Annotated in this window: 22 protein-coding genes and 1 riboswitch; of the genes, 8 read left to right on the top strand and 14 right to left on the bottom strand. The window is 62.3% G+C overall.

The features are described 5' to 3' along the window. Positions 1-85: 85 nt before the first annotated feature. The 3 genes from mmsA (at position 86) to araD1 (ending at position 4,200) form a co-directional block, all read left to right on the top strand. Positions 86-1,618: a multiple monosaccharide ABC transporter ATP-binding protein gene (mmsA, locus tag AC0L24_RS13330; RefSeq protein ID WP_473563782.1), complete on the top strand. Its 1,533-nt coding sequence runs from the start codon at positions 86-88 to the stop codon at positions 1,616-1,618. Further along, complete coding sequence (mmsB, locus tag AC0L24_RS13325) at positions 1,615-2,901, top strand: multiple monosaccharide ABC transporter permease (RefSeq protein WP_127395811.1); 1,287 nt, start codon at positions 1,615-1,617, stop codon at positions 2,899-2,901. Before mmsA ends, mmsB begins: the two co-directional genes overlap by 4 nt. A gap of 306 nt (positions 2,902-3,207) precedes the next feature. Then, on the top strand, positions 3,208-4,200 hold the full coding sequence (araD1, locus tag AC0L24_RS13320; RefSeq protein ID WP_127266707.1) for an AraD1 family protein: 993 nt from the start codon (positions 3,208-3,210) through the stop codon (positions 4,198-4,200). A 174-nt stretch (positions 4,201-4,374) separates the two neighbouring features. Here araD1 and AC0L24_RS13315 read toward each other — a convergent pair whose 3' ends face one another. Then, entirely contained in the window at positions 4,375-5,148 is a 774-nt protein-coding gene (locus AC0L24_RS13315; RefSeq protein WP_127415834.1) for an ABC transporter substrate-binding protein, read from the bottom strand. A gap of 100 nt (positions 5,149-5,248) precedes the next feature. Beyond that, positions 5,249-6,343: a 2'-deoxycytidine 5'-triphosphate deaminase gene (locus tag AC0L24_RS13310; RefSeq protein ID WP_127807929.1), complete on the bottom strand. Its 1,095-nt coding sequence runs from the start codon at positions 6,341-6,343 to the stop codon at positions 5,249-5,251. A gap of 138 nt (positions 6,344-6,481) precedes the next feature. Then, positions 6,482-6,559, top strand: a riboswitch (SAM riboswitch). 57 nt (positions 6,560-6,616) lie between these two features. Between AC0L24_RS13310 and AC0L24_RS13305 the strand changes: the two genes are divergently transcribed. Then, positions 6,617-7,804 carry an O-succinylhomoserine sulfhydrylase gene (locus AC0L24_RS13305; RefSeq protein ID WP_023811337.1) on the top strand — a complete coding sequence of 396 codons (1,188 nt, stop codon included), beginning with the start codon at positions 6,617-6,619 and terminating at the stop codon, positions 7,802-7,804. Between the two features lie 23 nt (positions 7,805-7,827). Here the strand turns inward: AC0L24_RS13305 and AC0L24_RS13300 are convergent, their stop codons facing one another. The 3 genes from AC0L24_RS13300 to AC0L24_RS13290 all read right to left on the bottom strand — a co-directional run bounded on the left by AC0L24_RS13300 (position 7,828) and on the right by AC0L24_RS13290 (position 9,665). Then, the gene (locus AC0L24_RS13300; protein ID WP_236383388.1) at positions 7,828-8,154 is read right to left on the bottom strand and encodes a BrnA antitoxin family protein; all 327 of its coding nucleotides are present in this window, start codon (positions 8,152-8,154) and stop codon (positions 7,828-7,830) included. Next, positions 8,138-8,407, bottom strand: a complete 270-nt coding sequence (locus tag AC0L24_RS13295; protein WP_127399269.1) for a BrnT family toxin — start codon at positions 8,405-8,407, stop codon at positions 8,138-8,140. Before AC0L24_RS13295 ends, AC0L24_RS13300 begins: the two co-directional genes overlap by 17 nt. Positions 8,408-8,513: 106 nt before the next feature. Then, complete coding sequence (locus AC0L24_RS13290; RefSeq protein ID WP_127276809.1) at positions 8,514-9,665, bottom strand: ceramide glucosyltransferase; 1,152 nt, start codon at positions 9,663-9,665, stop codon at positions 8,514-8,516. A gap of 233 nt (positions 9,666-9,898) precedes the next feature. Between AC0L24_RS13290 and apaG the strand changes: the two genes are divergently transcribed. Further along, on the top strand, positions 9,899-10,291 hold the full coding sequence (apaG, locus tag AC0L24_RS13285) for a Co2+/Mg2+ efflux protein ApaG (RefSeq protein WP_127319328.1): 393 nt from the start codon (positions 9,899-9,901) through the stop codon (positions 10,289-10,291). 192 nt (positions 10,292-10,483) lie between these two features. Here apaG and AC0L24_RS13280 read toward each other — a convergent pair whose 3' ends face one another. From AC0L24_RS13280 to AC0L24_RS13270, 3 genes are all read right to left on the bottom strand, one after another. Next, positions 10,484-11,515 carry an Hsp33 family molecular chaperone gene (locus AC0L24_RS13280; RefSeq protein ID WP_127807930.1) on the bottom strand — a complete coding sequence of 344 codons (1,032 nt, stop codon included), beginning with the start codon at positions 11,513-11,515 and terminating at the stop codon, positions 10,484-10,486. A gap of 127 nt (positions 11,516-11,642) precedes the next feature. Then, a complete protein-coding gene (gene argF, locus AC0L24_RS13275) occupies positions 11,643-12,554 on the bottom strand; it encodes an ornithine carbamoyltransferase (protein WP_127807931.1) in 912 nt (303 codons plus the stop codon). Between the two features lie 17 nt (positions 12,555-12,571). Continuing rightward, positions 12,572-13,771, bottom strand: a complete 1,200-nt coding sequence (locus AC0L24_RS13270) for an aspartate aminotransferase family protein (protein WP_127807932.1) — start codon at positions 13,769-13,771, stop codon at positions 12,572-12,574. 358 nt (positions 13,772-14,129) lie between these two features. On the opposite strand from AC0L24_RS13270, the gene AC0L24_RS13265 reads away from it, so the two are divergent. After that, positions 14,130-14,648: a GcrA family cell cycle regulator gene (locus tag AC0L24_RS13265; RefSeq protein ID WP_127267146.1), complete on the top strand. Its 519-nt coding sequence runs from the start codon at positions 14,130-14,132 to the stop codon at positions 14,646-14,648. A gap of 153 nt (positions 14,649-14,801) precedes the next feature. On the opposite strand, the gene AC0L24_RS13260 is transcribed toward AC0L24_RS13265, so the two are convergent. The 3 genes from AC0L24_RS13260 to AC0L24_RS13250 form a co-directional block, all read right to left on the bottom strand. Then, a complete protein-coding gene (locus AC0L24_RS13260) occupies positions 14,802-15,812 on the bottom strand; it encodes a magnesium and cobalt transport protein CorA (protein ID WP_127807933.1) in 1,011 nt (336 codons plus the stop codon). An 89-nt stretch (positions 15,813-15,901) separates the two neighbouring features. Further along, the gene (gene phoU / locus AC0L24_RS13255; RefSeq protein ID WP_127807934.1) at positions 15,902-16,627 is read right to left on the bottom strand and encodes a phosphate signaling complex protein PhoU; all 726 of its coding nucleotides are present in this window, start codon (positions 16,625-16,627) and stop codon (positions 15,902-15,904) included. Between the two features lie 113 nt (positions 16,628-16,740). After that, positions 16,741-18,006 (bottom strand): ATP-binding protein, encoded by a 1,266-nt coding sequence (locus tag AC0L24_RS13250; RefSeq protein WP_473563781.1) that lies wholly within the window; start codon positions 18,004-18,006, stop codon positions 16,741-16,743. A 222-nt stretch (positions 18,007-18,228) separates the two neighbouring features. On the opposite strand from AC0L24_RS13250, the gene ppk2 reads away from it, so the two are divergent. Continuing rightward, the gene (gene ppk2, locus AC0L24_RS13245; protein ID WP_473563780.1) at positions 18,229-19,041 is read left to right on the top strand and encodes a polyphosphate kinase 2; all 813 of its coding nucleotides are present in this window, start codon (positions 18,229-18,231) and stop codon (positions 19,039-19,041) included. A gap of 9 nt (positions 19,042-19,050) precedes the next feature. Here ppk2 and AC0L24_RS13240 read toward each other — a convergent pair whose 3' ends face one another. The 3 genes from AC0L24_RS13240 to AC0L24_RS13230 form a co-directional block, all read right to left on the bottom strand. Beyond that, the gene (locus AC0L24_RS13240) at positions 19,051-19,800 is read right to left on the bottom strand and encodes an enoyl-CoA hydratase-related protein (protein WP_013533649.1); all 750 of its coding nucleotides are present in this window, start codon (positions 19,798-19,800) and stop codon (positions 19,051-19,053) included. Positions 19,801-19,814: 14 nt separating this feature from the next. Continuing rightward, positions 19,815-20,453 (bottom strand): acyl-homoserine-lactone synthase, encoded by a 639-nt coding sequence (locus AC0L24_RS13235; RefSeq protein WP_127807937.1) that lies wholly within the window; start codon positions 20,451-20,453, stop codon positions 19,815-19,817. A 96-nt stretch (positions 20,454-20,549) separates the two neighbouring features. Next, the gene (locus AC0L24_RS13230; RefSeq protein WP_127267150.1) at positions 20,550-21,281 is read right to left on the bottom strand and encodes a helix-turn-helix transcriptional regulator; all 732 of its coding nucleotides are present in this window, start codon (positions 21,279-21,281) and stop codon (positions 20,550-20,552) included. 248 nt (positions 21,282-21,529) lie between these two features. Here AC0L24_RS13230 and AC0L24_RS13225 point away from each other — a divergent pair, with 248 nt between their 5' ends. Then, a complete protein-coding gene (locus AC0L24_RS13225) occupies positions 21,530-22,378 on the top strand; it encodes a transporter substrate-binding domain-containing protein (RefSeq protein WP_127807938.1) in 849 nt (282 codons plus the stop codon). Positions 22,379-22,384: the final 6 nt, after the last annotated feature.

Raw genomic sequence — 22,384 nt, 5'->3', positions numbered from 1 at the left:
GGCCCCTTTTCGTTCACCAGCGAGCCCGGTATTGTCGCCGACCTCGCCGGCAATGTTTGCCGACCTCTCAAGGAGCGGTTGTCCCATGGCCTCGACGATTTTGGAGATGCGCGACATCACCAAGACGTTCCCCGGCGTGAAGGCGCTGTCGAACGTCAACCTCAGCGTCGAGGAAGGCGAGATTCATGCCGTGGTCGGCGAGAACGGCGCCGGCAAGTCGACGCTGATGAAGGTGCTGTCGGGCGTCTATCCCTCAGGAACCTATGACGGCCAGATCATCTTTAACGGCGGGGAATGCCAGTTCAAAGGCATCCATGACAGCGAGCGCAAGGGCATCGTCATCATCCACCAGGAACTTGCGCTGGTGCCGATGCTGTCGATCGCCGAAAACATCTTCCTCGGCAACGAGCACGCCAGATACGGCATCATCGACTGGAATTCCAACGAGGCGCGCACCAGCGCCCTGTTGAAGAAGGTGGGCCTCAAGGAGGACCCCAAGACGCTGATCACCAATATCGGCGTCGGCAAGCAGCAGCTGGTCGAAATCGCCAAGGCGCTGAGCAAGGAAGTCAAGCTCCTGATCCTGGACGAGCCGACGGCGTCGCTCAGCGAAAAGGACAGCCAGGCGCTGCTCGACCTTCTGCTCGAATTCAAGCGGCAGGGCATGACCTCGATCCTGATCTCGCACAAGCTCAACGAGGTGAACCGGGTCGCCGACAAGGTCACGGTCATTCGTGACGGGCGCACCATCGAGACGCTGGCCAAGAAGGACATCTCGGAAGATCGCATCATCACTTCGATGGTCGGCCGTTCGCTCGACGACCGCTATCCGCCGCGCGAGCCTGACATCGGCGAGGTCGTATTCGAAGTGAAGAACTGGTCGGTCTATCACCCGCTCCATGCCGACCGGCATGTGATCAAGGGCATCGACATCAACGTGCGCAAGGGCGAAGTGGTGGGCATTGCCGGGCTGATGGGCGCTGGCCGCACCGAATTCGCCATGAGCCTGTTCGGCCGCTCCTACGGCCGCCGCATCTCCGGCGAGGTGCTGCTCAAGGGCAAGCCGGTCGACGTATCCTCGGTGAGCAAGGCGGTCCAACACGGCATCGCCTACGTCACAGAGGACCGCAAGACCTACGGTCTCAACCTCATCGACCATATCAAGCACAACATCACGCTGGCCAATCTTGGCGGCGTCTCGCGCCACAGCGTGATCGACGACATGCGCGAGCTCGCCGTTGCCAACGACTATCGCAAGAAGACCAATATCCGCGCTTCCAGCGTCTATCAGATGACCGGCAATCTCTCCGGCGGCAACCAGCAGAAAGTGGTGTTGTCGAAATGGCTGTTCGCCGACCCGGACGTGCTGATCCTCGACGAGCCGACGCGCGGCATCGATGTCGGCGCCAAGTACGAAATCTATACGATCATCGCCCGTCTCGCGGCTGAGGGTAAGGCGATCGTCGTCATCTCGTCGGAAATGCCGGAATTGCTTGGCATCACCGACCGCATCTACGTCATGAACGAAGGGCGCATTGTGGGCGAAATGCCCGCCGCGGAAGCAAGCCAGGAAAAAATAATGCGCGCCATCGTTCGTGGAGAAGGAAAAGCAGCATGAGCACCGAAAGCGCCCCCGCCCCGCAGGGCAACGTCGCCGAAGAGCAGCGCCCACGCATCGCCGTCTCGGCGCTGACGACGAACCTGCGCGAATACGGCCTGATCCTGGCGCTGATCGCCATCATGGTGTTCTTCCAGTTCACCACGAACGGAACGCTGTTCAAGCCGGTGAATCTTAGCAACCTGGTGCAGCAGAACTCGTTCATCATCGTGATGGCGCTGGGCATGCTGCTGGTCATCGTCTCCGGCCATATCGATCTAAGCGTTGGCTCGGTCGCTGGCTTCATCGGCGCGCTGGCGGCGATGATGATGGTCATCTGGCCGCTCGGTCCGTTCAGCAATCCGCTGCTGGTGTCGATCATCTGCCTGATCGTGGGCGGCGCGATCGGCGCCGCGCAAGGCTATTGGATCGCCTATCACCGAATACCGAGCTTCATCGTCACGCTGGCCGGCATGCTGATCTTCCGCGGCATCTGCCAGGCCCTGCTGGGCGGCGGATCCTCGGTGGGGCCGCTACCCGATGGCTTCAAGGCGCTCAGCTCCGGCTTCATCCCGGATGTCATCGGCCCGCTGACGCTGATCCCGCCTACGGTGAACGCGGCCGGCAAGACCATCATGGGCAGCGGCCTGACGCTGCACATGACGACGATCGTGCTGGGCCTGATCGCTGTGCTGGCCTACGCCTATTTCGGGGTGAGGACGCGCCGCAAGCGCGAACGCCATGGCTATGAGGCCGAGCCCTTTGCCCTGTTCGTCGTCAAGACGCTGGTCGGCAGCGCGCTGGCGCTGTTCCTGGTCTACCAGTTCGCCAGCTACAGGGGCCTGCCGGTGGTGCTGCTCGTCATGGGCGTGCTGATCTCGCTGTTCGTCTTCGTCACCAAGCGCATGACCATCGGCCGCCGTATCTATGCCATGGGCGGCAATTCCAAGGCCGCGCAGCTGTCAGGCATCAACACCGAGCGGCTGACGCTGATGGTGTTCATCAATATGGGCGTGCTGTCGGCGCTCGGCGGCCTGATCATCGCGGCGCGACTGGGACAGGCGGTGCCGGCCGCGGGCCTCGGCAGCGAGCTCGACGTCATCGCCGCCGTCTTCATCGGCGGCGCCTCGGCGATGGGCGGCGTCGGTCAGGTCATCGGCGCGGTGGTCGGCGGCTTCATCATGGGCGTGATGAACAACGGCATGTCGATCATGGGCGTCAATGTCGACTGGCAGCAGGTGGTCAAAGGCCTGGTGCTGCTCGGTGCCGTGATCTTCGACGTCTACAACAAGAACAAGGCTTGAACGGGCTTAAGAGCAATTCCAAGGAAAAGTGTGAAACGGTTTTCCGCCTGGAATTGCGCCAAGACAATGAGTTAGAGCGGTTCGCCGTTTCCGTGAAACGGTGAACTGCTCTAGGCGAGGCAAGCAGGAGGCATACGATCGCGGCGCTGCCGGCAACCCGCCGGTAACAGAAGTCCCTGAGGGACCAGGCCCGCGAGCGCAATCCGAACTGAGAATTTAAACCGTGGCATGGACGAGGTCCCGGCCGCGCTGAGTAAGGTCTGCCGTTTTGGCAGTCCTGCCAAGGCAAATGAGAGAGGATTCATCATGCTGATCTCCCAGATCCTCGACGACGCCGAGACCATCCGCGTCGTCGCCCGCAATGGCGGCAAGACCCGGATCATCAATGGCGCCCGCAGCGTCTATTCGCTGGCGATGGAGGCCGCCCGCACCGGCGTCGGCCTCGTCGCGCTGATCGAACGCAAGGGGCTTGGCGAGACGGTCGATCTCGAGGCCGCTTACAAGAAGGGGCGGCTGCTGTCGCCGATCAATCATCCTGATCCGGCGCATCTGCACCTGACCGGCACCGGGCTGACGCATCTCGGCTCCGCCGCGACGCGCGATTCCATGCACAAGAAGCTGAGCGCCGACGGCGAGGAGCAGCTCACCGATTCCATGAAGATGTTTCGCATGGGGCTGGAGGGCGGCAAGCCGGCGAATGGCCAGATCGGCGTGCAGCCGGAATGGTTCTACAAAGGCAACGGCACGATGGCGGTGGCGCCAGGTGCCGCACTTCTGTCACCGGCCTTTGCCAAGGACGCCGGCGAAGAGCCCGAGGTGGCCGGCATCTATGTCATCGGCGACGACGGCGCACCTTTCCGCGTCGGCTTCACGCTGTCGAACGAGTTTTCCGACCACGTGACCGAGCGCGTGAACTATCTGTTCCTCGCCCATTCCAAGCTGCGCAACGCCTCGTTCGGTCCGGAAATCCTGATCGGCGACCTGCCGCCCGATATCCGCGGCACCTCGCGCATCGTGCGTGACAGCGAGGTGCTGTGGGAAAAGCCGTTCCTGTCCGGCGAAGCGAACATGTCGCACACCATCGCCAATCTCGAACATCACCATTTCAAATACGCGGCCTTCCGCCAGCCGGGCGACGTGCATGTGCATATGTTCGGCACGGCCACGCTCTCTTTCGCCGACGGCATCAGGACCGAGGCCGGCGATGTGTTCGAGATCGAGGCCGGGGACTTCGGCCTGCCGCTGCGCAACCCGCTGGAGATCGAAAAGCCGGTGAAGGTGGCTGTGAAGGCGCTTTGAGGTAGCGCCTTTTTCCTTCTCCCCTTGTGGGAGAAGGTGGATCGGCGCGTTAGCGCCGAGACGGATGAGGGGTGTTCCAGCGAAATAAGACGTTGGCGTTCCCTGGAACACCCCTCATCCGTCGCCTTCGGCGACACCTTCTCCCACAAGGGGAGAAGGGAAGAAGCGCCAGCCTCAATAAATATCGAAGTCGAAATATTTGGCCTGGATCTTCTTGTAGGTGCCGTCGGCAACGATCGCATCGATGGCCGCGTTGAGCTTGTCGCGCAGGGCCGTGTCTTCCAGGCGCACGGCAATGCCGGCTTGCGTTTCGGTGCCCTTGACGTCGCCGACCAGCTTGCAGCAGCCGTCGCTTGCCTTCTTCAGCCAATCCATCAGCACGAACTTGTCAGAGATCACGGCGTCAAGACGACCGTTGGTCAGGTCGGTGATCGCCTCTTCCTGGGTCGGATAGAGTTTGGCCTCCGCGCCCGCCTTGCCATATTCATTCTGGGCATAGTCGGCCTGCGTGGTCGAAGCCTGGGCGCCGACTGTCTTGCCGGCAAGCGCCGCCGGTTCGGTCGAGGTCAGGTCGCTGTCCTTCGGCGCCACCAGAGCCAGCGGTGTCGTATAGTATTTGTTGGTGAAGGCGACCTGCTTCTTGCGCTCCTCGGTGATGCTCATCGAGGCGATGATGGCGTCGAACTTCTTGGCCTGCAAAGCGGGAATAATGCCGTCCCAATCCTGGGTGACGATCTCGCATTCGACCTTCATCTGCGCGCACAGCGCATTGGCGATGTCGATGTCGAAGCCTTCGACCTTGCCGTCGGCGGTAATGGTGTTGAACGGCGGATAGGCGCCCTCGGTGCCGATCTTGATTTTCTCCGCCGCCTGCACCGACAGAGAGCCGGCCAGTGTTGCCAGCATGGCAGCGCCTGCCGCCGATATGACCCATTTCGAAAATCGCATTTTCTTGGTTCCCCTTGAACGCCGCCAGCTTGACGGGCGGCAAGGCAGCCAAGCATGGCGAGCCGGTACAGGCAAGTATTTTGCCTTGGGGCAATGGGGGTCAGCGCGCGGCGCGAAAATGCTTGGACAGCTTCAGACCCTGCGCCTGATAGTTGGAACCGAGATCGGTGCCATAGAGCGCCTGCGGCCGCTTCAGCATATGCTCGTAGACCAGCCGGCCGACGATCTGGCCGTGGTCGAGGATGAACGGCACTTCGTGGCTGCGCACCTCCAGCACCGCCCGGCTGCCGGTGCCGCCGGACGCGGAGTGGCCGAAGCCCGGATCGAAGAAGCCGGCATAATGGACGCGGAATTCGCCGACCAGCGGATCGAAGGGCGTCATCTCGGCAGCGTAGAGCGGCGGCACGTGCACCGCCTCCTGGCTGACGAGGATGTAGAACTCGTCGGGATCGAGCACCAGTTCGCCGGCGCCGCTCTTGTGGATCGGCTCCCAGAAGTCGACGACTTCCTGCGCGGCGCGCTTGTCGACATCGACGAGGCCGGTGTGATGCTTGCCGCGGTAGCCGACCAGGCCGTTTTGGTCGCCGTTGAGGTCAATCGACAGCGCGATGCCGCCGCCGGAAATGTTCGGCGGCTCGGTAGCGACCAGCATCTCGGCGCGATGCAGGGCGTGCAGCTCGACTTCGGAGAGCAGCGCATTGCCGGTGCGGAAGCGGATTTGCGACAGGCGTGAGCCGGTGCGCACGACGATCGGGAAGGTGCGGGGGCTGACTTCCAGAAACAGCGGGCCGTGATAGCCGGCAGCGATCTTGTCGAACTCGTGGCCGCGATCGGTCATAACCCGGGTGAAGATGTCAAGCCGCCCGGTCGAGCTCTTCGGATTGGCCGAGGCCGAAATATCAGCCGGCAATGCCAGGCTTTCAAGCAAGGGCACGATATAGACGCAGCCGGTCTCCAGCACCGCGCCCTCGGCAAGACTGATCTCGTGCAGCTGCAGCCGGTCGAGCTTTTCCGAGACCTTGTGGTTGGGGCCGGGCAGGAAGGAGGCCCGCACCCGCCAGGCCTTGTCGCCGAGCCTGAGATCGAGACTGGCCGGCTGGATCTGGTCGGCGTCGAGCGCACGCGCCGACTTCAGCGCGCCGGACTGGAACAGCGCCGATATGTCCTGATCGGGAAGAATGCCTGTCTGCCGCAAGGCTCCACTCCTAGGTCAGACGTTTTTCTTGTCGCAGGTTCTGGTCGCAAAACCGTGGAACACTTTTGCGGAACCTGCTTGGTACAAACCTCTTAATGAAGCCGGCAATTGACGCAAGCGTGGCGCGGGTCTAAAGGGTCGTTATCCCGTGGTGATTTGGCCGGTCGGCTTGCAGCCACGTTAAACAAGTCGCTAAAGGACCGTCGGGCCGCAAGGCCGTATGGACCGGTTGCGACTTTCGCGGCCGGTTTTTTTGTGTCTGGAAGAAAAGCGATGAGCACCAAGAAGCACAACTGGAAGCCTCAGACGGCACTCGTGCACAGCGGAACGCTGCGTTCCGGTTTCGGCGAAACGTCGGAAGCGATCTACCTCACCCAGGGCTATGTCTACGAAACGGCGCAGGCCGCCGAAGCCCGTTTCAAGGGTGAGGAACCGGGCTTCATCTATTCGCGCTACGCCAATCCGACCGTCGACATGTTCGAAAAACGCATGTGCGCCCTGGAAGGCGCCGAAGACGCGCGCGCCACCGCGTCGGGCATGGCGGCGGTGACGGCCGCCCTTCTGTGCAGCGCCAAGGCCGGCGACCATATCGTGGCGGCACGTGCGCTGTTCGGCTCCTGCCGCTGGGTGGTCGAGACGCTGGCGCCGAGATACGGCATCGAGGCGACGCTGGTCGACGGCACCGACATCGCCAACTGGGAAAAGGCGGTCAAGCCGAACACCAAGCTGTTCTTCCTGGAAAGCCCGACCAATCCGACGCTGGAAGTGGTCGATATCGCCGCTGTCGCCTCGCTTGCCAATTCGATCGGCGCAAGGCTGATCGTCGACAATGTCTTCGCCACGCCCCTGCAGCAGAAGCCCTTGCAGCTCGGCGCCCATATCGTCGTCTATTCGGCGACCAAGCACATAGACGGCCAGGGGCGCTGTCTCGGCGGCGTCATCCTGTCGGACAAGAAGTGGATCGACGAGAACCTGCACGATTATTTCCGCCATACCGGTCCAAGCCTGTCGCCGTTCAACGCCTGGACGCTGCTGAAGGGCCTGGAGACGCTGCCGCTTCGTGTGCGCCAGCAGACGGAAAGTGCCGGCCGGATCGCGGATTTCCTGGCCGAGCGGCCGGAAATCGCCCGCGTCATCTATCCCGGGCGGGCCGACCATCCGCAGGCCGACATCGTCAAGAAGCAGATGTCGGGCGGCTCGACGCTGATCTGCCTCGACGTCAAGGGCGGCAAGCAGGCGGCCTTCGCCTTGCAGAACGCGCTCGACATCGTCTTGATCTCCAACAATCTCGGTGACGCCAAGAGCCTGATCACCCATCCGGCGACGACGACGCATAAGAATTTGAGCGACGAGGCGCGCGCCGAGCTCGGCATCGGGCCGGGCACGCTCAGACTTTCGGTTGGGCTGGAGGACACCGACGATCTGCTCGAGGACATCGCGCAGGCGCTGAAGGCCAGGTAGCGCGCGCGAGCGTCGTCACAGGATTACAGGCCGACCGCCTTGCGCAGCACTTCGTTCATGCGGGTCTGCCAGCCATCGCCAGCGGCCTTGAAGCGGTCGAGAACGTCGGCGTCGAGGCGTAGCTGTACGGCACGTTTGGGCCGGGCAAGCGGCGGCCGGCCAACCTTGCGGCGCGAAACGGCATCGGTTGGCTGCGCATCCGGATCGGCTTCGGCCGCAGCGGTGATCTTGGCATCTTCTTCGTCGGTCATCGCGGCAAGCGCCTTTTTGGCCAACGCCAAAGCGTCAGCACGTGACAGCTGGGGCGCAGCAGCCTCACGGCGTACGATCGTCTTAGAGGTTTTCGACATAGTCCGTAATTTCCTGCCTTGTGGCCTTGCGCAGCGAAATAACGCGGATGGCGTATCGTCGCTCGACATAAACCATCACATGGACGCCAGTTCCGATCAGACCGATGGCAACGAGGCGGTCCTCGCCAAAGTCCTCGCTGTCGTCGAGCCTGATAGCGGCGTTGGCGAAGTCGAAGGATGGTGCGATCGCAAAATCCACGCCATGCTTGGCCCTGTTCGTCCTGGCCTTGTTTTCATCCCACTCGAACTGCATCGCCGCCGGTGCGTTCCCATAAATTATGTATACACAAAAATAGAGCCTAACGCAACATTTCCGTATATACGATAATTATTCCAGCGGTCAAACCTAGCTGACGCCTTCAGGCGCCGGACGGCGTCTCTTCCAGCTCGGCCGTCTTGGTGCCGATGGTCATCGCATTGCCGCGCCAGTCGACGGCGCCGCCGAGCCAGCCGCGTCCCCACATCGCCGGCAGGATCAGGTCGCGCGCCATGATCGCGGCGACCATGCGTGGCGACAGGTACCAGCCCTTGGACCAGGCCAGGGCGCACTCCGGAAGGTAGAAGGCCGCCAGTACGGCAATGGCGGTTGCCCAGAGGCTGAAACCGGCACTGGCTGCGGCAATCAGCGCAAGCACCAGCGGCACCAAGGCGCCGGTCAGGATTTCGGGTGCGAAGAACAGCGGGAAAGTGACGCGGCGCAGGCGCGCCCAACGGGCCTGACGCGACCAGATCTCGTCAAACGAGCGCCGGCCAAGCGGCTGCTCGAAGGGGGCGGCGACGAGATTGACGCGCAAGCCGAGGCTGTTCACCAGCTTGGTCGCGGCGGCGTCCTCGGCGATCTCGGCGGCCAGCGCGCGGATGCCGCCATTGGCGTCGAGCATCGGCTTGTTCCAGAGCATGCTCTTGCCCTGGGCAAAGCCAAGGCCGAGCGCCTCGCCGGCATATTGCCAGCGCGCCTGCAGCGTGTTGAGGAAAGCGCATTCGACCTCGGCCCAGAAGCCGGCAGGCCGGGAGCCGATCGGCGTCGAGCAGACAAGGCCGGTGCCGGACCGCCAGGCAGCCATCAGGTGCTGGACGTAGTCTCTCGGCATCAGCACGTTGGAATCGGCCAGGACGACCCAGTCGTGCCGCGCCGCTTCCCAGCCCTTGACGCAATTGTTGAGTTTCGGATTGGCGCTGATGCGGTCGTCGCCGATAAGCAGCCGGGCTGGCACTTTCGGAAACCGGACGATCGTCCTGTTTATCAATTTGACCACCGGATCGTCGGCATGGGCAACGCAGAAAATCAACTCGTAGCGCGGCCAATCGAGCGAGAAGGCGCGTTCCAGCGTCTCCTGCGTGAACGGCTCGACGCCGCGCGACGGCACGACGATCGACACCGGCCGCGGCTTGGCGGCCGGCGGCCCAATGGTGTGGCGCCGTTTCAGACGCGAAGCGGCGAGCACGATGCTGGCGAGATTCGAGAGGATGAGGACAGTTGAAAGCGTGGCGGCTATGAGAGTGAGTTCCATCGAGATCCGGTCACTCCAGGAAAACCGGTCCACAAGATGGCCGGTTTCAACAGTTCAGCAGAGCGCCCGAGTCGCGCATCACCAGTCCGCGCACACCATCATTGTCATATGTCACTTAAATGACATTCTTTGTCGGCACCTGCCCGCGAGGTCGGCCAGAGGAGGCTTCGGTCGGTTGACCTAACCGCACAGAGCGCCGAAAGTTCCGCTGGAACCGTTTTTTGGAGCCGCTTATGTATAGCGCCGTCACGCGCAACATCGAAGTGCAGGTCAGGCCATTCTATCTGGAGGACCGTTCGGATCCCTCGGAGAACCGCTATGTCTGGGGCTATCAAATAACGATCGACAATCAGTCGGACGACTTCGTGCAGCTTCTGTCGCGCTATTGGCATATCACCGACGGCACTGGCCGCGTCGAGGAAGTGCGCGGCCCCGGCGTCGTCGGCGACCAGCCCGAACTCAATCCCGGCGACAGCTACCAATACACGTCCGGTTGCCCGCTCTCGACACCATCCGGCATCATGGTCGGGCACTACACGATGCGCAACCAGCAGGGCGAGACGTTCGACATCGCCATTCCGGCGTTTTCGCTGGACCTGCCGGGGACGCGGCGGACGGTGAATTAGCGCCTTTCTCCCCGTTCTACGGGGAGAAATGCCCGGCAGGGCAATGAGGGGCGGCACCGAACTCGTGAGATTATCTCCCAAGCACGACAACGTCTGAGTGGACACACGCGGCCATTCGCCAAAGTTCGCGCTGCCCCCTCATCCGCCCTTCGGGCACCTTCTCCCCGTAAACGGGGAGAAGGAAAAACCCTGCTACTGAGCCGCGAATTCCGCCGGGTCGAAGTCATATTGCTTCGAGCAGAATTCGCAGGCGACGTGGATGCCACCATCCTCGGTGCTGTCCTTGATCTCCTGCGCGGAAAAACCCTCGAGGATGCCGCGGATCTTGTCCTTGGAGCACGAGCACTGGTCGGCGACCGGGACGCCGCCGAAGACGCGCACGCCATGCTCGTGGAACAGCCTGTAAAGCAGCCGCTCGGCACCGATCGTCGGGTCGATCAGTTCGGTCGGTTCGATCGTGCCGAGCAGCGCCAGCAACTCCTGCCAGGAATTGTCGACCGGGTCGTGGATCTCCTCGCGCGGATCGCCATCGCCACCCGGCAGGTCCGGGACGCGCATGCGCTCGGGCGACTGCGGCAGGAACTGCGCCAGGATACCACCGGCGCGCCACTGCTCGCGGGCACCGCCAGGACCGGGCGTCAAAAGCTTGGCCACCGACAGCCTGAGATCGGTCGGGATCTGTTCCGACTGGCGAAAATAGGTGCGTGCCGCATCTTCCAGCGTCTCGCCGTCGAGTTGGACGATGCCCTGGTAGCGCTGCGTGTGAGCGCCCTGGTCGATGGTCAGCGCCAGCACGCCGCTGCCGAGCAGCGTCTGCTGGGAAGTTTCGCCGGCCGCGACAAGCGCTTCCAGCCGGTCGGCGTCAAAACGCGCATAGGCGCGCAGCGCCGAGGGCGTGGAAAAATCCGCGACCAGCATGTCGACAGGCCCGTCGGTGCGGGTCTGCAGGATAAACTTGCCCTCGAACTTCAGCGAGGTGCCGAGCAGCACGGTCAGCACACAGGCCTCTGCCAGCAGGCGGGCGACCGGCTCGGGATAATCGTGGCGGCCGAGGATGGCGTCGAGCATCGGCCCGAGTTGGACGGTGCGGCCCCGCACATCGAGCGGGCCGACCTCGAACGGCACGACATGATCGTCGCCGGCATAGCCAAATTCGCCGAGTTTGGGGTGATGTTCAGTCACTTGATAGGTTTCCAACATGACAAAGCTCCAGGGCGCGGCCATGCCGCCCTCCGGGGCGCATGCGTCGAAACGCGCTTGATTTGCGTGATGCGGCGCAAATAGGCATCACACCCTCGCAGATCAAGCTCCCGGGGATCAAGCGCCCAGACACTTCAAGCGCCGAGACACTTCAAGCGCCGAGACACCAGGCAAGCACGGCCTTCTGGGCATGGAGCCGGTTCTCGGCCTCGTCGAAGACCACCGAATGCGGCCCGTCGATGACGTCGTCCGTCACTTCCTCGCCACGATGCGCCGGCAGGCAATGCATGAACAGCGCGTCCGGCTTGGCCTTGGCCATCAGCTTGGCGTTGACCTGATAGGGCGAGAACACATTGTGGCCGCGGGCGCGATGCTCCTGGCCCATCGACACCCAGCAATCGGTGACGATGCAGTCGGCCTGATCGACGGCTTCCTCGGGCGAGCGGGTGAAGTGCAGCTTGCCGCCATGCGCCTGCGACCAGTCGATATGCTTCTGCGCCGGCTCACTGCCCTCGGGCACGGCGACGTTGAGGTTGAAGCGGAACCGGGCCGAGGCCTCAAGTAAGGAATGCAGCACATTGTTGCCGTCGCCGGTCCAGGCGATGGTCTTGCCGGCGACCGGACCGCGATGTTCCTCGAAGGTCATGATATCGGCCATCAGCTGGCAGGGATGGGTGTCGTCGGTCAATCCATTGATCACCGGCACGGTGGCGTTCTCGGTCAATTCCAGCAGGCGCTCATGCGAGGTGGTGCGGATCATGATCGCATCGACATAGCGCGACAGCACCTTGGCGGTGTCGGCAATGGTCTCGGAGCGGCCGAGCTGCATCTCGGTGCCGGTCAGCATGATGGTCTCGCCGCCGAGCTGCCGCATGCCGACGTCGAAGGAGACGCGCGTGCGCGTCGACGGCTTGTCGAAGATCATTGCCAGCACCTTGCCTTCGAGCGGTTTGGTGCGTTCGCCGGCCTTGAGGCGCGCCTTTCGCACCACCGCATCGTCCAGCATCAAGCGCAGATCGCCTTCGGAAACGGTGGAAAGATCGGTGAAATGGCGAACTGACATCTGCAATGGTTCCGGGATTACTTCGCCGCGGCGGAAGCGATCGCCTCCGCCAGGCCCTTGGCGCCGGCGCGGATGCGGTTGAGCGCGTCATGGATCTCGGCGTCGGTGACGGTGAGCGGCGGCAACAGGCGAATGACGTTGTCGCCGGCCGGAACCGCCAGCAGGTGCTGGTCGCGCAAGGCCATGTTCACCTTGGTGTTGGGCATGGCGCATTTGAGGCCGAGCATCAGCCCGGCACCCCTGATGTCCTCGATGATTTCGGGAAACTCGTCGGCGACCGACGCCAGTCCCTGCTTCATCAGCAGCGCCTTGCGCTGGACATCTTCGAGGAAGCCGTCTTCCAGCACGACATCGAGCACGGCGTTGCCGACCGCCATGGCAAGCGGGTTGCCGCCGAAAGTGGTGCCGTGCACGCCAGCAGTCATGCCTACGGCCGCTTCATCCGTGGCAAGGCAGGCGCCCATCGGGAAGCCGCCGCCAATACCCTTGGCGATCGCCATGATGTCTGGCGTGACACCTGACCATTCATGCGCGAACAGCTTGCCGGTGCGGCCGATGCCGCACTGGACCTCGTCGTAGATCAACAGCAGGCCGTGCTGTTCGCACAATTGCCTGAGCCGCTTCAGCGACTGCGTCGGCACCGGGCGGATACCGCCCTCGCCCTGCACCGGCTCGATCAGGATCGCGGCCGTCTCCGGCGTGATCGCCTTTTCGGCGGCGTCGATATCGTCGAAGCCGACCTGATCGAAACCTTCGACCTTAGGGCCGAAGCCTTCGAGATATTTGTACTGGCCGCCAGCCGCGATGGTCGCCAGCGTGCGGCCATGGAAGGCGCCCTCAAAGGTGATGACGCGGAAGCGCTCGGGATTTCCTTTGACGAAATGGCAGCGCCGCGCCGTCTTGATCGCGCATTCCAGCGCCTCGGCGCCGGAATTGGTGAAGAACACCTTGTCGGCGAAGGTGGCGTCGGCCAGCCGCTCGCCAAGCCGGCTCTGCCCCGGAATCTCATAGAGGTTGGAAACATGCCAGAGCTTGGCGGCCTGCTCGGTGAGTGCGGCGACCAGATGCGGATGGCTGTGGCCCAGCGAATTGACGGCGATGCCGCCGGCGAAATCGAGATATCGCTCGCCCTTGTCGGTAACCAGCCAGGTGCCTTCCCCGTGGTCGAAGGCCAGGGGTGCGCGAGCAAAGGTCTCGTAAAGCGCCGAACCGCTCATTATATGCGTCTCCGGTACCGGAAAATCAAAAAAGCCGCCAAAGCGGCGGCCTGTGCGGCTTATCCCGTTTTTCGGCCATGAAGTCAACGAAAACGTCGCGTAGTGGCGCGCGGCAAGCCCTCCGACGGGACGCCGGCTCATCAGCGACCGGGCAAGTTGGGGAAAACCGAAAAAACCGATTCGTGTTGCACTTGGGACTCTTGTCACCGAGTCAGCGCATAGAGTAGTTGTAGTTGAGAAATAACTAGATTTCGTGCGGCGGACCTAATCACCAGATATATGTGGTGTCTGCCCTGGCAAATGTTGCCGGGTCGGGAGAAGGATTCCGATTGCCGCACGCTTAGAGGAGCGCGGTCTCATGAACTGGACTGACGAGCGGGTAGAACTCTTGAGAAAACTGTGGTCGGAGGGTCTGAGCGCAAGCCAGATTGCTGCGCAGCTTGGAGGGGTCAGCCGCAACGCGGTCATCGGGAAGGTGCATCGGCTGAAACTGTCGGGCCGCGGACGCTCGACCGCCACACCGGCACGCCAGAAGAAGGCAGCGCAAGGATCGACCGTCCAGAAATCGGTATCACGCGCTGCAACCACGGCACGCCATGTCACGACATCGATCGGCGCGACCGCCTTGCAGACGCAGTTCGACGCCGAACCCGTGGCACGCCATTACATCCGTCCGGTCGAGAATGTCGTGCTGCCGATCTCGCGGCATCTGCAGCTGGTCGAGCTGACCGAGCGAACCTGCAAATGGCCGAACGGTGACCCGCTTTCAGAGGACTTCCATTTCTGCGGCAACGAAGCCGCCGAAACCGGACCCTACTGCAAATATCACGCCCGCGTGGCGTTCCAGCCGGCATCGGAGCGGCGGCGGAGTCGCTGAGCGAATAGCGAATAGCGAATAGCGAATAGCGAATAGCGAATAGCGAATAGCGAATAGCGAATAGCGAATAGCGAATAGAAACGGCTTGCCTTCCGTCACAGGAAGCAAGCCGTTTTTGTGTTCGCTATTCGCTACTCCCTATTCGCTCTCTTCTCACAGCCAACCGTTCTTCCTGAACCGCCAGTAGAGAAACGTGCAGATGAGCGCGATAGCGCCCAGCACCACCGGATAGCCGTATTCCATCTTCAGTTCCGGCATACTGTCGAAGTTCATGCCGTAGATGCCGGCGAGCGCCGTGGGCACCGCCAGGATCGCGGCCCAGGAGGCGAGTTTCTTGGTGTTCGCCGTTTCCTGACTCTGGCCGACCAGGAGGCTGGCCTCGAAAGCGAACGCCAGCACTTCGCGCAGGCTGTCGATCTTCTCCTGGACGGTGCGGATGTGGTCGGTCACGTCGCGGAACAGCGGGTGCATGGCGGTATGTATCTGCGGCAGCTCGGCGCTGGTCAGCCGTCGGCAGACTTCGACCAGCGGAAGCGCGGCATTGCGCAGGCGCAGGAGATCGCGGCGCAGCATATAGAGCCGTTCGATGTCGGGAGCGGTCATTGGCTTCAGCAGAACCTTGTCCTCGATCGCCTCGACTTCGTCCTCGATCTGCTCGAGCACCGGCATGTAATTGTCGACGATGAAATCGAGAATGGCATAGAGGACGAAATCCTCACCCTTGGCCAGCGAATGCGGGCAGCTTTCCCAGTGCTGACGAACGGCGGCATAGGACGTCGAGGGACCGTGCCTGACGCTGACGATGTAGCCTGAGCCGACGAACAAATGGGTCTCGCCGAAGGTGACCCGGCCGTCGATCAGCTGTGCGGTGCGGGCGACGATGAACAAGGCGTCGCCATATTGCTCGATCTTCGGCCGCTGGTGCGGGTGCTCGGCATCCTCGATCGCCAGTTCATGCAGGTGAAACTGCGCCTGGACGCGCAGCAACAGGTTACGGTCGGGCTCCAGCAGGCCGATCCAGACGACATGGCCGGATTTTTTTGCCCATTCGCCGGCTTCCTCGATGGGAATGTCGGCGATGCGGCGCCCGGCCGTGTAAACGCCGCAAGCGACAATGCCGGATATCGACGCAGGCGCCGGGGTCAGGTTCCGAACATTTTCCATCACGACCTCCCGGAGCAAATCCACGGACGAGGATAGAGGCAAGGCCCGGAAAGCTTAGCGTAAATCGGATGGCGGTTCGAGAGGCGCGTTCACTTCACCGGCTGCGTCTCGGAAAGGCTGATCTTGTCGGTCTTGTCGCCCTTGGGCCGCTCAGCCGGCAACTGATCGCCGGTGACGATGTAGTAGATGGTCTCGGCTATGTTGGTGGCGTGATCACCGATACGCTCGATGTTCTTGGCGCAAAACAGCAGATGCGTGCAGGGCGTGATGTTGCGCGGATCTTCCATCATGTAGGTCAGCAATTCGCGAAACAGCGATGTGTACATGGCGTCGATCTGGTCGTCACGATCGCGCACGAAGCCGATTTTCTCCACCGAGCGAGACGCGTAGACGTCGAGCACTTCCTTGAGCTGGGTCAACGCCAGGTTGGACAGGGCCTCGAGGCCTCGGAACAGGCTGGTCGGCTGGCGTCCGTCGGTGACGGCGACCACCCGCTTGGCAACGTTCTTGGCGAGATCGCCAACCCGTTCGAGGTCGGCGGAGATGCGAATGGTCCCGACGATCTCGCGCAAATCCGACGCCATCGGCTGACGCTTGGCGATGATGATGATCGCCTTGTCGTCGATTTCGCGCTGGCCCTCGTCCAGTACGGTATCGTCGCGGATGACCTTCTGGGCAAGGCCTGGGTCGGCATTGACGAGAGCGGTGACCGCCTGCTCGACCATGCGCTCGGCATGGCCTCCCATCGCGGCGATGCGCTTCGACAGATATTTCAACTCCTCGTCATAAGCGCTGACGATGTGCACGGACTGCATGGCAAAATGCCTTCCCACGGGGTGTTTTGATTTTGAGTCGTTTCCTCGAATCCCCGCTGATACGCTAGCCGGATGACAGAAAAAAGAAACAGTCCCCTTGAATTAGGGCGATATCAGTGCGTCGGCAAATGAACCGAGAATGCCGCGCCGTTGCCGACTTCGGACTTGATCGAAAGCCGGGCGTTGTGGCGCGTCAGTATATGCTTGACGATCGACAGGCCGAGGCCGGTACCCTTCTGGGTCCGGCTGGTCTCGACGTCGACGCGGTAGAAGCGCTCGGTAATGCGCGGAATGTGCTCCTCGGGAATGCCAGGGCCAAAGTCCCTGATCGTCACGTCGATGCCCGGTTCTGATCCGGCGTCGCTATGGGCTATGAATACAACCACGCGCTCACCCGACTGCCCGTATTTGCAGGCGTTTTCCAAGAGGTTCTCGAAAACCTGGAAAAGCTCATCGCGATCGCCAGGCACATGAAGCGGCCCATCGGCGTAGTGCCGCTCGATGGCAACGGCGTTTTCGCTGGCCAGCGGTCCGAGCGAGTCGATGACGCTGTCGACTGTCTGCCGCAGATCCACCTCGGTTCCCGGCTTCAGATAGGGTTTCATCTCGAGCCGCGACAGCGACAACAAATCGTCGATCAGACGCGCCATGCGACCGGTCTGGCTCTGCATGATCTGCAGAAACTGGTCGCGCGCCGCCGCGTCGTTGCGGGCTGGCCCGCGCAGCGTTTCGATAAAGCCGGCGATGGAGGCGAGCGGCGTGCGCAGTTCATGGCTGGCATTGGCAATGAAATCGGCGCGCATACGGTCGATCCTGCGTGCTTCGCTCTGGTCCTTGAACACCAGCACATAGAGATCGGTGGCGTGACCGACCGAGGACACACTCACCCGGTAGGCCCGTTCGACCGGCAGCTTCTCCATGTAGTCGACGACATCGGAGGCGATATCGCCTGATAGCACGCCGTCCAGCAGGGTCTGCATCTCCGGCGCCCGGAATTTCAACGACAGCGACATGCCTGGCGCGATGCCACCGAAGGCGGCGAAGGCGGCGGCGTTGGCATGGACGATGGTGGCGGTCCGATCGAAGATGATCAGCGGATCGGCGACGGCGGCGGCCAGATATTCACCAGAGAGCCGCTGCAGGCCGATGGCCTCGATGGCAGCGCCGCTGCCGGTGGATTGGCGCGCGCCAGTGGCCGGCAGTATGGCCGCTGCAAGCAGCAACAGCAGCGCCGCGAGGACGACATAGGCTGAAATCCCGGCCAAGGCATAGACGGCGACGACCGCGGTGACGCCGGCCGCAAGCAGCCAGCGGCTATGCCACAGCCGTGCGGCCATGGTTTGCGTCATGCCTCTCTGCTCTGTGTCCAGGTCAGCCATTCGCTCGTGGACCTGCCCCCATGTCTTCGCACCCGGTCGCACGGTGGCGGAAAACTTCCACTAGACCGCTTGCCGCATGACCCCGAAAATCGGGATCGATTTTCGGAAAGGATCATGCGCAAATCAAAAGTGCTACAGCGTCCTTTGCGCATCCAAACGGACGCGCGACGCTGTAGTGGCTCCCCATAGCATGAGTCCGGAAGCTGGAAAGGGTTCGTCTCGATGAAAAAAGCCAAAGAAAGTCCCGCCGCGCCAACTTCGGGGCCGCTGAAGATCAGGATCGGTGGCAAGGAGAGGGAGTTCGACATCGAGAATCCCGTGCTTCCCGACTGGGTCGAGGACAACAAGCTGACCGCTGGCGGCTATCCCTACGACAAGAAGATGAAAAGCGACGAGTATGACGAGATACTCGAGAAGCTGCAGATCGAGCTGGTCAAGGCGCAGGCTTGGCTGCAGTCGACCGGCAAACGGGTGATGGCGCTGTTCGAGGGCCGCGACGCTGCCGGCAAGGGCGGCACGATCTTCGTGGTGCGCCAGTACCTCAATCCGCGCACGGCACGCAACGTGGCGCTGACCAAGCCGACCCCGACCGAGCTTGGGCAATGGTACTACCAGCGCTATGTCGACCACTTCCCGACTTCAGGCGAATTCGTCACCTTCGACCGCTCCTGGTACAACCGCGCCGGTGTCGAGCCGGTGATGGGTTTCTGCACCCCGCAGCAGCACGAGCAGTTTCTCGACGAGACACCGCATTTCGAGCGGATGATCTCCAACGAGGGCATCCACTTCTTCAAATTCTGGCTGAACATCGGCCGGGAAACGCAGCTCGAGCGCTTCCATGACCGTCGCTACAGCCCGCTGAAGAGCTGGAAGTTTTCGCCCATCGACGTTGCAGGCATCACCAAGTGGGACGACTACACCAAGGTGCGCGACACCATGTTCGAGCGCACCCACAAGGAATTCGCGCCGTGGATCATCGTACGGGCCAATGACAAGCGGCGCGCGCGGCTGGCGATCATGCGGCGCGGAACTTGAGGCTTTCGCTCAGGCCGCGAGCCGGGCGATGCGTTGCAATCGCCGCAGCGTGGTGTCGTCCTGCAGCGCCTGCTGGAAAAGCGAAATCTCCTGATCGATGCGGTCGCAGAGGGCCTCGGTGTTCCCTTTCAGCAGGCCGCGCGTCTGCAGCAAGGCGGCGACCGGCTTCTTGACGAGCTGTCTTGCCCGGCCGAGGGCCGCCTCCTCGACGGTGCCTCCCGGCACGATCTCCGCGACCAGGCCGAGCGCCCTGGCGTCCTCGGCGCGAAGCGTGTCGCCGAGGCAGAAGAAGCGGAAGGCACCGGCATAGCCGAGCTTCTGCGGCGCCAGGATGCTGGTCGCCGCGTCCGGCACCAGGCCGAAATCGACGAACGGCACCCTGAACGTGCTCTCATCGGACGCGATCACCATGTCGCAATGGAACAGGATGGTGCAGCCGACACCGACGGCATCGCCGTCGACGCAGGCAAGGATGGGCTTGGGAAACGTCGCCAGCGTGCGGAACAGGTCGGTGACGGCGGCAATCAGTTTCTGGTGCTTGGTGGCGTCGAGGAATTCGGAGAAGTCGCCGCCCAGACAGAAACAGCCTGCCAGGCCGCGCAGCACGACGACGCGAACCTCCTCATTGTCGGCGGCTTCATGGAAGGTCCTTGCCAGGCTTTCATAGGCTCTCCTGTCCAGCACCGGCCGGCCGTCGCTCGACGACACGGTGACGACCAGCGTGTGGTTGCGAAGTTCAGGTTGCGGGTGTGTGCTCATGGCTGTCTCCGATCTCATGACGCACGCCTTTGCCCGAGCATGTCAGGATATCCCCTGGCCAGCACGGGAGCAAAATGATTGCGGCGCGACCGCACCACATCGAGGGTGTGTTCGTTGAAGGTCAGCAAGGTGGCGACGACCTGCTGGTTGCCATAGGTGCGCTGATAGCCCAGCGGGGAAGCCAGGAAATGCAGTTGCAAGGCGCGCAGCACCCACATCGGCTCGAACTCGATGATCACCTTGTCGACGCCGCGCTTCAGCCCCCACTCGACGAAACCGGCAATCAGTTCGGTGCCGACGGTCGAAACGCCGCGACGGCCGTCACGAAAACCGGGAGCCACCGCGTAGCGGGTCAATTCCCAGATGTTTGGACCCGATGGCGGCGTTCCTTCGGAAAGATCGGTCAAGACCTCGGTCAGCAGATGTGGCCGCGTCGTCGGCAACATCCTCTGATAACCCGCCACTTCACCGCCCCTGATGACGATCTGATGGACCGCCTCGTCGTGATCGAACTGGTCAAGTTCGAGCCCGTCGGGACGCCTGAGGTCATCCCACCCCATCTCTTCGACGAATATCTTGTAGCGCAACCGATGGACGGCCTCCCAAAGGTCGGGACGTTCCATCAATTCCTGGGTTGTAAGGGAAAAAAGCATTCCGCCGTCTCCTGCGTTCAGAGGAAGATACGGCCGTGCTTTGATGAGAAAATTGCGTGATCGCGTAGGCAAAAATTCCAGGTCGGCACGGCCGACCTAACTAATGTAGCCGCGCCGTATCGCTTCCGCGACGGCCTGCACCCTGTTGACGGCACCTAGTTTGCTTTTGGCGTTAAGAAGATGTTTCTCCGAGGTGTGTTCGGAAATGCCGAGGATTTGCGAAATCTCCCATTCGGACTTGCCGACGGCGGCCCATTGCAGGCATTCGCGCTCGCGCGGCGTCAGCACGATATGATCGATGGTGTTGCTCGCCATGGTGTGGAGTTGCATGGCGCGGCCAACCGCATAGGTCGAGACCAGCGACACCTGGCCAAATTCGGCGGCGGACAATTCCACAGCCTCGCCGCCGAGCGACACCATGACGATCTGGCCGTCAAGCGTGATCAACGGAAAGGCCAACCCATCACGCAATTTGAAGGCGCCGGCATCGCCCATCACCTCGCCGCTGCTCTTGTCTATGCGGATGCCCTGCGACGCCTCGTGCCACTGGAAGGGCGCCTGCAACTGTTTCATGTGGCTGACGACCGGGTCGTGGTCGACATAGTTGCGCGCGACATAGCGCTCCAGCCACTCGCCCGGCCAATCGCAGAGAAGCACATGCTGCTTTTGCTGGCCGGCCGGCGTGCCTGGCTGCGGTACAGTTCCCGCCATCAGTGCGGTGAGGCCGAAATCCGATGTTATGCCCAGCAGCCTTTCACAGACCGCCGCCGCCGTCGCGGCGTGCTGCAGTTGGTCTATGTATTCCAGCGTGCGATCGAACTGACCCATCGCAACATCAACCCCATGTTGCCTCGTGCATTGCGGCCAATGATGCGTGCCTGATTTACACTTCGCCACCGACCACGGATTGCAAATCGCATACTTATTTTGTGGCTCCCTCTCACGAGGCGACCGAAGCTGATTTGCAAACCGGCTAAATCATATCCTGAAATCGGCGGGTTGAAATCAAAAACCATTGTGCCTGTACCATTTTCGTACCAAAACCGGTGCGAGCACGACTGTGGCGGAGTTTTATCTTGGCGTTCCGGTGGAGGTCCTTCGCCCTTGCGATGCTGATCGGCTTGCTGTCGTTCGCCGACGGCGCGCGCGCCGCGGCGCCTCAGGTTCCGGTGCTGTGGGATGCCAAGGAGCGGCTGCCCAAGCCAGACCTTTCGACGCTGCCCCGGCTGAGGTTCCTGACCACCACGGACTTCCCGCCCTTCAACTTCCTTGACGGCGCGGGAAAGCTGTCCGGCTTCCATATCGATCTGGCACGCGCCATCTGCGCCGAGCTTGGCATTGTCGAAAAATGCCAGATCCAGGCCCTGCCCTGGGCCGAGCTGGAAGGCGCACTGCGGAAAGGCGAAGGCGAGGCGATCATCGCCGGCATCGCCGCAACACCGGAATCGCGCGCGACCTACGCCTTCTCACGCTCCTATCTGCAGTTTCCAGCGCGCTTCATCATGCCGAAAGGCAAGGCGCTGACCGAGCCCATCTTTGACAAATTGCACGGCAAGCGTGTCGGCGTAATATCAGGCTCGGCGCATGGACGCATGCTGCGCGACTATTTCAACACGGTTCAGGTCGTCCCTTTCGACAGGCCGGAGGACCTCTATGCCGATCTCAAGGCCGGCAAGGTCGACGCCGCCTTCGGCGACGGCATGCGCCTGGCCTTCTGGCTGGGCGGCTCGGACGCGGCGGGCTGCTGCCGCTTTGCCGGCGGGCCCTATCTGGCGCCTGAATATCTGGGCTCGGGCATGGCCATTGCCACCAAAGCGGACAATCCGGCGCTGGCCGCCGCGATCGATTACGCGCTGCAGGAGATTTCGATGAAAGGCACGTTCGCCGAATTTTATCTGCGCTATTTCCCGGTCAGCTTTTTTTGATCCGGT

The organism is Mesorhizobium sp. WSM4809, assembly GCF_055811655.1.
The sequence above is the reverse complement of the archived record's forward strand: the minus strand, read 5'-3'. Positions and strand labels throughout refer to the sequence as shown.